6 protein-coding genes and 1 CRISPR repeat array (1 of these 7 running past the window's edge) are annotated in these 12363 nt (G+C 61.1%); of the genes, 4 read left to right on the top strand and 2 right to left on the bottom strand.

Translation table 11 applies throughout. The annotated features are described in order from the left end of the window. A CRISPR array of direct repeats spans positions 1–2559; the repeat unit is 36 nt; unit sequence CCTTCCGCGCTCAGCCGAGCGCGGCTCCATTGAAGC; it reaches 952 nt to the left of the window's first position. 125 nt (positions 2560–2684) lie between these two features. Continuing rightward, positions 2685–5693 (top strand): proline dehydrogenase family protein, encoded by a 3009-nt coding sequence (locus ACWUI2_RS14665; RefSeq protein WP_486983599.1) that lies wholly within the window; start codon positions 2685–2687, stop codon positions 5691–5693. A gap of 24 nt (positions 5694–5717) precedes the next feature. On the opposite strand, the gene ACWUI2_RS14660 is transcribed toward ACWUI2_RS14665, so the two are convergent. Beyond that, a complete protein-coding gene (locus ACWUI2_RS14660; RefSeq protein ID WP_486983598.1) occupies positions 5718–8561 on the bottom strand; it encodes a M16 family metallopeptidase in 2844 nt (947 codons plus the stop codon). Between the two features lie 299 nt (positions 8562–8860). Next, entirely contained in the window at positions 8861–9391 is a 531-nt protein-coding gene (locus tag ACWUI2_RS14655; RefSeq protein ID WP_486983597.1) for a DNA-3-methyladenine glycosylase, read from the bottom strand. A 137-nt stretch (positions 9392–9528) separates the two neighbouring features. Here ACWUI2_RS14655 and ACWUI2_RS14650 point away from each other — a divergent pair, with 137 nt between their 5' ends. The 3 genes from ACWUI2_RS14650 to ACWUI2_RS14640 are packed head-to-tail and all read left to right on the top strand — an operon-like array spanning position 9529 to position 12363. Further along, a complete protein-coding gene (locus ACWUI2_RS14650) occupies positions 9529–10200 on the top strand; it encodes an HAD family hydrolase (protein ID WP_486983596.1) in 672 nt (223 codons plus the stop codon). Positions 10201–10219: 19 nt separating this feature from the next. Continuing rightward, the gene (locus ACWUI2_RS14645) at positions 10220–10822 is read left to right on the top strand and encodes an LOG family protein (protein ID WP_486983595.1); all 603 of its coding nucleotides are present in this window, start codon (positions 10220–10222) and stop codon (positions 10820–10822) included. Between the two features lie 26 nt (positions 10823–10848). Further along, positions 10849–12363 (top strand): anthranilate synthase component I family protein, encoded by a 1515-nt coding sequence (locus tag ACWUI2_RS14640; RefSeq protein ID WP_486983594.1) that lies wholly within the window; start codon positions 10849–10851, stop codon positions 12361–12363.

The following is a 12363-nucleotide window of genomic DNA, read 5'->3' as shown; positions in this document are numbered from 1 at the left end:
CAGCCGAGCGCGGCTCCATTGAAGCGACCCCATTCGTCGCGATCTTCGTAGATCGGACCGCCTTCCGCGCTCAGCCGAGCGCGGCTCCATTGAAGCGACACAAGGGGAATCGGCCATGCGGGAGCGGATTTTCCTTCCGCGCTCAGCCGAGCGCGGCTCCATTGAAGCGGGAATGCCGACGACTCAATTCAGGCGGGGTGGTGCTTCCGCGCTCAGCCGAGCGCGGCTCCATTGAAGCGACGGGACCGGCAATGTTTTTTACATGCGGAATGTCCTTCCGCGCTCAGCCGAGCGCGGCTCCATTGAAGCCGGTCCACATCCCTAATACAGTGTCCAGGTCGGTGGCCTTCCGCGCTCAGCCGAGCGCGGCTCCATTGAAGCACCCACCCCGCTGGAATGGTCGACATCGACGCACTCCTTCCGCGCTCAGCCGAGCGCGGCTCCATTGAAGCTGCGGGTTCGGTGGCGGGTTCGGTGGCGGATTCGGACCTTCCGCGCTCAGCCGAGCGCGGCTCCATTGAAGCTCCGTCGGCAGCCTCACCCTGATCGAACTGATCAACCCCTTCCGCGCTCAGCCGAGCGCGGCTCCATTGAAGCCAGGAAATTTGCGAGGGAGATAATCCGGACGGCCCGATCCTTCCGCGCTCAGCCGAGCGCGGCTCCATTGAAGCTTCGGCAAGTTTGGCGGCGCGTTCGGCCTGGCTGGCCCTTCCGCGCTCAGCCGAGCGCGGCTCCATTGAAGCTAGCCTAAAACGTTGAGCGTTGGACTTTTTTCCCTCTCCTTCCGCGCTCAGCCGAGCGCGGCTCCATTGAAGCTTCCTCCCCACATGGGGATGTTTGGTATAGCTTTCCGCCCTTCCGCGCTCAGCCGAGCGCGGCTCCATTGAAGCGGTATGCAAGAATTACTAAAAGTAACTTTAGTAGGACCTTCCGCGCTCAGCCGAGCGCGGCTCCATTGAAGCATTTTCGTAATTTCCGATTTGGTTGTTTTTCTCCGCCTTCCGCGCTCAGCCGAGCGCGGCTCCATTGAAGCAATGATGAACTATGGTTACCACAATGGCAGGATTTATCCTTCCGCGCTCAGCCGAGCGCGGCTCCATTGAAGCCGGCTCCAACCAGGTCGCCCAGGCTTCCCGGTCCTCCCTTCCGCGCTCAGCCGAGCGCGGCTCCATTGAAGCTCGGCGAAGCTTTGGCGCAAGACCATCAACTCGGCGCCTTCCGCGCTCAGCCGAGCGCGGCTCCATTGAAGCACTCCCGTCTTTTGGAAGGGCCGGGGTTGTTTGCACGTCCTTCCGCGCTCAGCCGAGCGCGGCTCCATTGAAGCCTTCCGTTTATTTCTCCCTGCATCGGTTTTCCTCCGTCCTTCCGCGCTCAGCCGAGCGCGGCTCCATTGAAGCGATACGCCGCGCAGGCCTTCGGTGGCGGTGGCCGGGCCTTCCGCGCTCAGCCGAGCGCGGCTCCATTGAAGCAGGAATCACCATCTCAGGAAGCCGCGCCTTCTGCCCCCTTCCGCGCTCAGCCGAGCGCGGCTCCATTGAAGCCGGGCGCCGGATGTGCATGTGATGCGGGCCGTCATCGAGCCTTCCGCGCTCAGCCGAGCGCGGCTCCATTGAAGCGAAGGTAGGGCTTCTCATTGTAAAGCCGATTGGGGTCCTTCCGCGCTCAGCCGAGCGCGGCTCCATTGAAGCCAAACATCCGCGCCGCCGTCGGTGATCCCGAGGGGACCTTCCGCGCTCAGCCGAGCGCGGCTCCATTGAAGCGGCAGAACCAGGGCCTTGTTCCTCCGATGAGCGGGCCCTTCCGCGCTCAGCCGAGCGCGGCTCCATTGAAGCCGAGTCAGCACGGTGATCCCCCGGAAGGCGCTCGACCCCTTCCGCGCTCAGCCGAGCGCGGCTCCATTGAAGCCAGAGTGCGGCATACAACGCCGCTGAGACTACCCCAATCCTTCCGCGCTCAGCCGAGCGCGGCTCCATTGAAGCTCGAAGAGGTCGATCGGGGGGAGTTCCTGCCCGGCCCCTTCCGCGCTCAGCCGAGCGCGGCTCCATTGAAGCTTGCCTACGCGCTTCGGCATCGCGTTCGGCTTGTTCCCCTTCCGCGCTCAGCCGAGCGCGGCTCCATTGAAGCCAGGCTCGGGACCGCATGAGGCCGCGTTGGGCAACCCTTCCGCGCTCAGCCGAGCGCGGCTCCATTGAAGCCCCGTAGGCGTCGATCTGCTCGTCGGTCAGTTGCGGCACCTTCCGCGCTCAGCCGAGCGCGGCTCCATTGAAGCTTTGAGCTGCTTGTGCAGCAGGCCCAGCGCCTTGGTCCTTCCGCGCTCAGCCGAGCGCGGCTCCATTGAAGCCAGGAACCCCGATGGGAGTATCAACAAAGCGCGAGCCCCTTCCGCGCTCAGCCGAGCGCGGCTCCATTGAAGCTGGACTGCTTCCGACAATCTTCTGGAGGAATCCGGAGCCTTCCGCGCTCAGCCGAGCGCGGCTCCATTGAAGCAGATTTTCCGCGACAAAGGCAGTCGACCCAATGGTGCCTTCCGCGCTCAGCCGAGCGCGGCTCCATTGAAGCGTAGCCCGGCTTTCGCCGGTGACTGCCGAGCGTCGGAGGGGCCGCCGTCCTGCAACGCACCGGCTCCGGTTGGTCGTCTTGCTCCTTGGTCGTTCGGGGGTTATGGTAGGGAAACGGCAGGAAATATGAAACGTGCGGCACTCCAAATGGATGCCCGGGTCTCCCGGGCAATTGAGGATTCGACCCGAAAACTGGGCGAATTGATTCTCAAATATTCGGAAAAGACGGGGCGTCCGGCATTTTTCAGCAGCCGGGGCTTATACGGCAGATTGATGGAATGGAGCATGTACGACCCAGCTTTCAAGACGCAGCTATTTCGATTCGTCGATGTATTCCCCGCTTTGCAGTCGCGGGATGAGGTGGAACGGCATTTTAAGGAATACATCGAACCTTACCTCGATCGCGCCCCGCCTCTTCTTCGTTTCGGGTTAAAGGCTTCAACCGCTTCCACTAGGCTTTTGGAGGCGGGGGTGAGCGCCAATATCCATGGAATGGCCCGCTTTTTCATGATCGACAATGAGAAAGATGCGCTCGTCCAAACGCTCAGACAATTGATGCGGCGAGGATTGGCCTTCACCGTCGATTTGCTCGGCGAAACCGTCATCAGCGAAACAGAGGCAGACGCCTATGCCCAAAACTGCGCCGATCTCCTGGAGTTACTTTCCCACGAAACCGTCAGGTTGCGGGAAATAATCCAACCCTTCAATACCCCTTGCGTGAACCTTTCGATCAAGATTTCGGCCCTTTATTCCCAGATCCATCCGGCGGACCCGGAGGATGCGATCTTCCATCTGAAAAAGCGTCTCCGTCCGCTGCTGCGCCGGTCGCGCGAACTCGGGGCGTTCATCAACTTCGACATGGAGCACTACGGCCTGAAGGAGCTCACGCTCGCCCTCTTCCGCTCCTTACTCGCCGAAGAGGAGTTCCGGGGCTTTCGCGATATCGGTATCGCCCTGCAGGCTTACCTGCGCGACACGGAAAAGGATCTCCGGAAATTGATTCATTGGGGCCGCGAACACGGACAACCGTTCACCGTCCGCCTCGTCAAAGGAGCCTATTGGGATTACGAAACCGTGGTCGCACGGCAACGGAATTGGCCGATCCCGGTGTTTCTGCACAAACATGAAACCGATGCCTCCTTCGAACGACTCTCGGTTCTCCTGTTGGAAAATGCTGATTTGATCACCCCAGCCTTCGGCTCGCACAACGTCCGGAGTTTGTCCCACGCCATCACCCAGGCGACGGCCCTCGGCGTCGACAAAGAGGCATTCGAAATCCAGATTCTCCACGGCATGGCCGATCCGTTGGCCCAGGCCTTGCTTCGACTCGGATACCGGGTGCGGGAGTATTGTCCGGTCGGCGACCTCGTTCCCGGGATGGCCTATCTGGTCCGGCGCTTGCTGGAGAACAGTTCCAACGAAGGATTCCTCGCCGCAAGATTCGCCCTCGGGCAAAACGCCGGGGAGCTTTTGAGGAATCCGGCGGAACTAGCCGAATCGGAACAGGAGAACCCGCCCGGACCGTCCGTAGATCGGCCGGCGCGGTTTCAAAACCTCCCTCACCTCGACTTCACCCGAGAGGAGGCGCGGACCGGCTTCCGGAAGGGCCTGGCCAGCGTCCGGGCACAACTCGGCGAAACCTGGTCATTAGTGATCGATGGCAAACGGATAAAAACTCGCGAGACCTTTCCGTCGCTCAGTCCGGCGGATCCGTCGGTCGTCGTCGGCCACGCCGCTCGCGCGGGGGTCGAAGATGCCGAACGGGCGGTGTTGGCCGCCCGCCGCGCGGCCCCCGCCTGGGCTCGGGTTCCCGTCGTCGAACGGGCCGACATCCTGGAGAAAGCGGCAGCATTGATGGAAAAGCTCCGCTTTGAATTCGCAGCGCTGGAAGTTTACGAAGCCGGCAAAAACTGGATCGAAGCGGACGCGGACGTGGCGGAGGCGATCGACTTTTGCCGGTTTTACGCCCATGAAATGCGTCGGCTCGGCAAACCGCGTCTCACCCAGGAGATTCCCGGCGAAGAAAACACCGAGCATTGGCTGCCGCGCGGGACGGGGGTGATCATCGCGCCGTGGAACTTCCCCCTCGCTATTCCTTGCGGGATGACCGCCGCCATGCTGGTCACCGGCAATACAGCGATCATGAAACCAGCGGAGCAGACTCCGATCCTGGGCGCTTGGCTCATGGAGGTCTTCACGGAGGCCGGAGTTCCCCCCGGTGTTTTAAATTTTCTGACCGGTTTCGGCGACGTCGGCGCCTCCCTGGCCAATCATCCCGAGATCGATCTCGTTGCCTTCACCGGTTCCAAAGAAGTCGGACTGGAAATCTGGAAAAATGCGGGAGAAACCCGGGCCGGACAGATCAACTTGAAAAAAGTAATTTGCGAAATGGGAGGCAAAAACGCGATCATCATCGACGCGGACGCGGATCTCGTCGAGGCGGTGCCGGCCGTCGTATATTCGGCTTTTGGATACCAAGGCCAAAAATGCTCGGCATTGTCCCGGCTGATCCTGTTGGACGGAATTTACGAACCGTTCATGGCCCGATTAGTCGAGGCGACCGCCGACTTGAAAATCGGCGACCCGGCGAAACCGTCGACTTTCCTCGGACCGATGATCGACGAAAGGGCGCGTGACAAAATCGCCCGCTACGTCGAGATCGGCCAGGGCGAAGCCACCCTTGTTTTCCAAGGAGAGACTCGGCAATCGAACGGGTTTTATGCGGCGCCCGTCATTTTCGGTGATGTGCCCCCGACGGCCAGGCTGGCCCGGGAGGAGATCTTCGGACCGGTTTTGTCGGTGATCCGTGCCTCCGATCTGGACGAGGCGATCGCTTTCGCCAACGACACCGAGTTTGCTCTTACCGGAGGTATTTTCTCCCGGAGTCCGGCGAATATCGAACGAGCCAAACGGCAAATCAATGTCGGCAACTTCTATATCAACCGGACAATCACCGGAGCGATCGTCGAACGTCAACCTTTCGGCGGTTTTCAGATGTCAGGGAGCGGAACAAAAGCCGGCGGACGGGACTATCTCAAACAGTTTATGTTTCCCCGAACCATCAGCGAGAACCGCCTGCGCCACGGCTTCGCTCCACCGGAGGACCTGGATGGCCCGACGGATTTTCGCAGATAATCGCCGGCGGCGTCATCACGAGAATCACTCCGGCATCACGAAAATCCGGACCGATGGTTCGGCCTGGAGATAACGCTTCGCCAACTCCGTCAGTTCCTCCGCTTCGACCGCCTCGAAATCGGGAACCATCTGGCGCGCCCAATCCAAGCGTTGCGGATACTCCTGCGAACTCGCCATCACCGATTGCAGCCAATACCCGTTGTCCCGCACCGTCGTCCGAAGCGAAGTCACCAACGGTCGCAACGCCCGTTCGGTTTCGTCTTCCGTGACTCCGTTTTCCTGAAGGTCGGCGGCAATCTCCGCCACCACATCCGCGACATCCGTCGCCCGGTCCGGAGCAACTCCGACCAATCCGAAAAACAATCCATAATCCAAATACGTATCGCTCGCCTGACTCACCGCATAGGGACTGTAGGCTTCGCCCATCTCCTCCCGGATCCGCAAACGCATCCGGTCCGAGAAGACCCGGGCCAACACTTGAAGACGGCGGGTGCGCTGAATATCCCAAATATCACTGGTCGGCCAATAAATCGCGACGAATCCATTCGGGATTTCCGACGTGAAACGAAATTCCCGGCTTTCGACGTCCTTCGGGAAGCCGACCTGGCGCAGATCTTCCCGTCCCGGTTTCACCTGCTCCCGTTCCGGCAAAGCACCAAAGGTCGCGGCCACCGCCTCGATCGCGTCTTCCACCGCGAGGTCGCCGACAAGGGATACCTCCAGATACCCGGTAGCCAACGGTTCCTCAAGCCAGGTTCGCACGTCATCCAGGTCCAGCGCCATCACCCGCTCTTCCGGCGGCAAACCGAAACGATGATCCCCGCCCGCGAGGAATCGGGCCACCTCGGATTGAATCACTCCTTCGGGAGTGTGACGGCTCCGCCGGTAGTCCTCCCGCAGCCGATTACGGGCTTGCCGCAACGATTCCGGACGGAAACCGGGTTCGGTCAAATAAGCGGCCGACAACTGAAGCTGCAACAACAGGTCGGCCGGGGTCGTTCCTCCGGAAAGGACGAACGCATCCTGCCCGGCCCGGAAGTCGACCCCGACATTGCGTCCGGCCAATATCCGGCGCAATTCGTCAGCGCTGTGCTCTCCGAGTCCGCCCAAGATGAACGCACTGGAGGCGAGCAAGGCGACGCCTTCCTTCTCCTCCGGCTCCGTCAGACTTCCGCCGCCAAAGCGTACCAACATTTGAATACGGTTGGCTTGGAAATCGGTTCGTTTGACGTTCAACCTCACCCCGTTCGCGAAACGGATCTGGTGCAAATCAAGATCTTCAACGTATTCGTTTTCTTCGATCTCCCCCGCCGGTCCGAAATCGGTGTAGGCGAATTCGAGCTCCGCCACTTCTTCCGGCGGCTCGACTTCGATCGCACGACTCGCTTCGAAGACTTCGAGAATCCGCTCCCGGGCGTCCGGGAGTTGCAGGTTTCCGGTCACAAAAACAAATCGCCCTTCCCCGGCCCACGCTTCCCGCAACGCCTGATGAGCCTCTTCCGCCGAGATCGCTTCCAACGCCGACCGCATCATTTCCAGTTCCATTTCCGGATTGGTGAACACCCGACGGTCGGAGAGCGATCGAATAATCGACTCCGCCAGACTGGGGGAACGCCGGGTCACCGCTTGGCGCGCGGCCTCTTCGTAGGCGTTCAACAACTCCGCCCGGATCTCCCGCACTTCCGCTTCCTGAAAGCCGTGGATCAAGGCCCGGCGCAACTCCTGTTCTGCAATCTTCAACGACGCTTCCCACTCCTCCGGTTCCCCATGCAGACTGATCCCGGCGCTGGTAGCAAAATCGAAAACCTCTCCCGCCGAAGCCGACCCCCGCGAAAACGGAGCGTCTTCCGCCCGGGATAACGTATCCAATCTTCGTGACAACATTTGCATCGCCGCCGCCCGATGCAGATCGCGAATACGCTTTTCTAATGTGTCGGGCTCGAATGAATACGGCTGAACCGTCTGGATCGAGACCCGCGTCGACGACGCTTCCATCTCCGTATGCAAATGCGCATGGATTCCCTCCGAAACGACCTCGCCCATATCGGGCTCCTCCCGGGCCGGCGCCCGCGGTTCGAAGTCGCCGAAATTCTTTTCGATCAATTCCGCCGCGGTATCCGGTTCCACCTCCCCAACGATCACGATCACCGTTCTTTCCGGACGATACCAGGTGTCGTAAAAATCGACGAAATCCTCCCGTTGCAACGCCCGCAAGACCTCCTCGGTCCCGATCGGAAAACGGTCCGGCAAGAGAGCCTCCGGCAGGAGAAAACGATACTCCGCGAGGGCCGTGCGAAACCCGACCGAATCGCGTGACCGCATCTCGCTCAGAATCACACCGCGCTCCGACTCGATTTCCCGCTCTTTGAGCAACATCCGTCCGGCATAATCGCGCAGAACGAGCAACCCTTCGTCGATGGAGGCCGCCTCGGTGTTCGGGAGTTCGATCATGTAGACGGTCCGATCGAAACCGGTGTAGGCGTTGGTGTCCGCGCCGAACGCCATGCCGAGGCGTTGAAAATACTCGACCAACGTCCCGGGACCGAAGTTCTCGGTGCCGTTGAACGCCATGTGTTCCAAATAATGGGCCAACCCCCGCTGTTCTTCCTTCTCCTGCAACGATCCCGCCCGCACGTAGAGCCGAAGACTGATCCGTTCCCGCGGTTCGTTGTTCGGCAGGATCGCGAAACGAACCCCATTTTCGAGTTGCCCCCACTGCACTGCAGGATCGGCCACGATATCGCTGACCTCAAACGGCCATGGCTCCTCGGCGATCGGATCCAATGCCGGTGTTTCGGCGGTGAGCAAAGAAACGGCCGCGAACGGCGCGACCAGGAAGGGGAGTATTTTCCGATAATTATCGTCCATGAGAAAACGCCATTGTAGCATTTTCATCCCGCAACGCAAATCCCGGGATCGGCAATCTCGCGATCAAGCCCGGAGCCCGCCTGTCGTTCGGGTTGGTTCCGCCGCCCGACAGCAGCGGCGGCAGTGATCGGACAAAGGAGAATCAACGCGTCAAGAGTGGGTTAGCCGGTTTTTAGATCGAGATGGGGACCGCAGGAACGCGGGCCCACAACCACCGTGGCACGGACATTCCTGTCTGTGAAAAAACAGGCAGGAATGCCTGTTTCACGAGAAGGGGGCCAGATGAAATAGCCCTGCCGTCAGACCGTCTTCCCAGCCGCCCAGACGAACCGATACGGCTTGGCGGCCCAAATCGGTCCGGCGTAGTCGACTCCGATCCGCGGACTGCGAGTCACTTCCGCCGCCGGTGCCACCACTCCCCGGTCTTCGATCCATAACTCTCCCCGGTCGGTCGCACTGCTTCGATTGTGGTTCTTGCCGATTTCCAAGGCCTTGGTCAAACGGGCCGGTCCCGCCCACTGTCCGGCTCCCCGGATCAAAACCGCCGCCGGATATTCCGCCGGTCCGGTCACGACATTCAACAACCAATGGATCCCGTAACAAAAATAGACATAGAAGACCCCGGGAGGTCCATACATCACCTCCGTCCGTGGAGTCACTCCCCGCCGGGCATGGGAAGCGAGGTCTTCGAAGCCGTCATATGCCTCGACCTCCCAAATCGGCACCGCCACCTCCCGGCCGTCCGACCAACGCCGCACCAGGAATTTCCCCAACAAATCCCGCGTCACCTCCAGCGTCGGCCGGTCGTAAAACCGGGACGACGGAATCATCCGTATCGTTTCTTCGCCCGCTTTCATTTTTCTCGTCAGGCCGTCTTTAAACGTTTCGACCGAAAAGTCGAGCGGCAGGCAAAATCTTCCTTTCTTTTTTGATGTTCTTTCGCCTCCGTCTATAGTCTCCTCCTTTCGTGAGCAAGCACACCACCATTCTCTTCGACCTCGACGGCACGTTGATCGACCATTTCAACGTCATCCATCGTTGCTTCGTCCATACGATGAACGCGCTCGGCCGTCCGGCCCCCACTTACGAGGCGGTGCGGCGAGCCGTCGGCGGAGCGATGGAAAACACCATCCGCCAATTCGTCGACGACGAATCGCACGCCGAGGCGGTCCGGATCTACCGCGACCATTTCAAGGAGATCTTCCTGGAGGATATCACCGTCCTTCCGGGCGTCGAATGGCTCCTGGCCGAACTCAAGGGCCAAGGCAAACGGACCGCCGTCTTCACCAACAAACAAGGCCCCGGCTCGCGCGCCATCTGCGCCCACACCGGCCTCGATCGTCACCTCGACCGGGTGTTCGGATCGCTCGACACCCCCTACCGAAAACCCGACCCGGAGTTCACCCGCCACGTCCTGGCCGAGATGGGAGCAACTCCCGACTCCACCTGCATGGTCGGCGATTCCCCCTGGGACATCCAAACCGCGCGCGCGGTCGGAATGCCGGTTTATTGCGTGACCACCGGCACCCATTCCGCCGAGGAACTTGAGGCGGACGGGGCCGACGCCGTGTTTTCCGATTTCTTCGCCCTCGGCGAATCCGTGTTCGGTCTGGCCCGCGACACGGCGGCTCGTCGTTGATTCCCGGAGGTTCCTTGCCATGAGCGCGCCCGTCATTTCCTCGGTTTGTGTCTTCTGTTCCTCCAGCGACCGGATCGCCCGGCCGTATTTCGACCTGGCCGAATCCCTGGGCCGCTCCCTTGCCGCACGGGACCTGACTCTCGTCTACGGCGGGGGAAGCATCGGTTTGATGGGGGCCCTGGCCCGCGCCGTCGCCCGGGAGCGAGGTTCCATCGTCGGGGTCATTCCGGAATTCATGCGCGCCAAAGAACTCGCTTTCGACGAAGTCGACGAGATGGTGATCACGGAAACCATGCGGGAACGCAAAGCGGAAATGGAAGCACGGTCCGACGCCTTCATCGTCCTCCCCGGCGGTTTCGGCACCTTGGAAGAAGTGGTGGAAATCATCACCCTCAAGCAGTTGGCCCAGCACCACAAACCGATCGTCTTCCTCGATCCCGACGGTTTTTTCGATCCGCTCCTCCAGTTTTTCGACCGGATTTTCGAAGCCAATTTCGCCCGTCCCTTTTACCGCGAGTTTTATAAAGTCGCGCCCTCGATCGACGAGGCTTTCACGTATCTGGACACTTACCAACCGTTCCCTCCGGAAGAGAATTTCTGGCATATCGCCGGACGGGACTAACCCCGCGGCCGAACCCTCGATTCACGATGCGAATGCCATCCATCGACGATTGGAGAAAATGGCAAGGAAGTTTCCCGCGGCTTCCCGCCATTTTCGCGACTCCCAATGCCCGGTTCCCGCAATCCTGGCTCCCCTGGTGGAACGATGCCTCCGTCTCCGCGCTGCTCGAAACCGGCAAGGCCGGCCGCTACACTCTCCTCGCCCCGGCGATCGACCAGCTTCTGCTCTGCGGCGAATCCGAAACTTCCTTCCTCCGCCATGGCCCCGACGGTTTCTCCCCGACCTCGATTCTCCCCGGCCGCCCGCTGCAGACCCTCCGCGCCTGGACCGCGGAAAACCGGATGCCCTGCATCGACGGAATTCCTCCGTTCGCCGGCGGCCTGATCGGCTTTTTTTCTTACGACCTGGTTAGGCTCCTGGAAAAGCTTCCCGCCCGGGCCGCCCGCGATCTCGCCCTGCCGGTCGCCGCGTTCGCCGTGGTCGAACAGGTCTACGTTTACGACCATTTCGATCAAACCCTCTACACCATCGTCGCCCGGTCGGCCGCGGGACTCGATGACGCCGGCCTGACCGCCGCCCATGCCCGCGCCACAGAGGAAGCCAGGGCGATGGTGGAACTTTGGGACCAACGATCCCGCGCGTCGCTTCTTGACGACCACGATCCCGCCTCGGAACCGGCTCCTCCCAGCCCGGCCCGCTTTTCCTTTTCCGAACCGGAATTCATCCAAGCGGTGGAAAAGGTGCAGAACTACATCCGCTCGGGCGACACCTATCAAACCAATCTCTCCGTCCGGGAATCGCGCCCGCTCCACGTCTCGCCGGAAGAAGTTTACGAACAACTCCGCCGCATCAATCCTTCCCCTTACATGGGCCTCCTCCGTCTGCCCGGTTTCTCCCTGGTGTCCGGATCTCCGGAACTCCTGGTCAAACTCCGCGGCGGAACCATCGAGGCCCGCCCGATTGCCGGCACGCGACCGCGGGGCAGCACCCTTTTGGAAGACGAGGACCTCAACCGTGATTTGGTCGCCAACGCCAAGGAACGGGCCGAACACCTGATGCTGGTCGACCTGATCCGCAACGACATCGGCCGCGTCTCCATTTTCGGCAGCGTCCGGGTCAGCGAATTCATGACCGTCGAGACCTACTCGCACGTCATGCACATCGTTTCCCACATAGAGGGACGACTCGCTCCGGGGCTCGACCTATTCGACGTGATCGCCGCCGCCTTTCCCGGTGGGACCATCACCGGCGCCCCGAAAGTGCGCACCATGGAAATCATCGAGGAATTGGAACCGGTCCGCCGGGGCCCCTATACCGGATCGATCGGATGGATCGGTTTCAATGGGGAGATGGAACTCAACATCACCATCCGCACCCTCCTCGCGATGAACGGAGAAGCCCACGTCCAGGCCGGAGCCGGGATCGTGATCGACTCCGTCCCAGCCCGCGAATACCAGGAATCGATCCAGAAGGCCCGTGCCCTCTGGGCCGCTGTCGAAGCCGCTGAAGGGGCCGCGCTGGTCGGCGCCGCCAAGGGTTAA

This window comes from Verruconatronum alginivorum, from assembly GCF_056590205.1.
The sequence above is the reverse complement of the archived record's forward strand: the minus strand, read 5'-3'. Positions and strand labels throughout refer to the sequence as shown.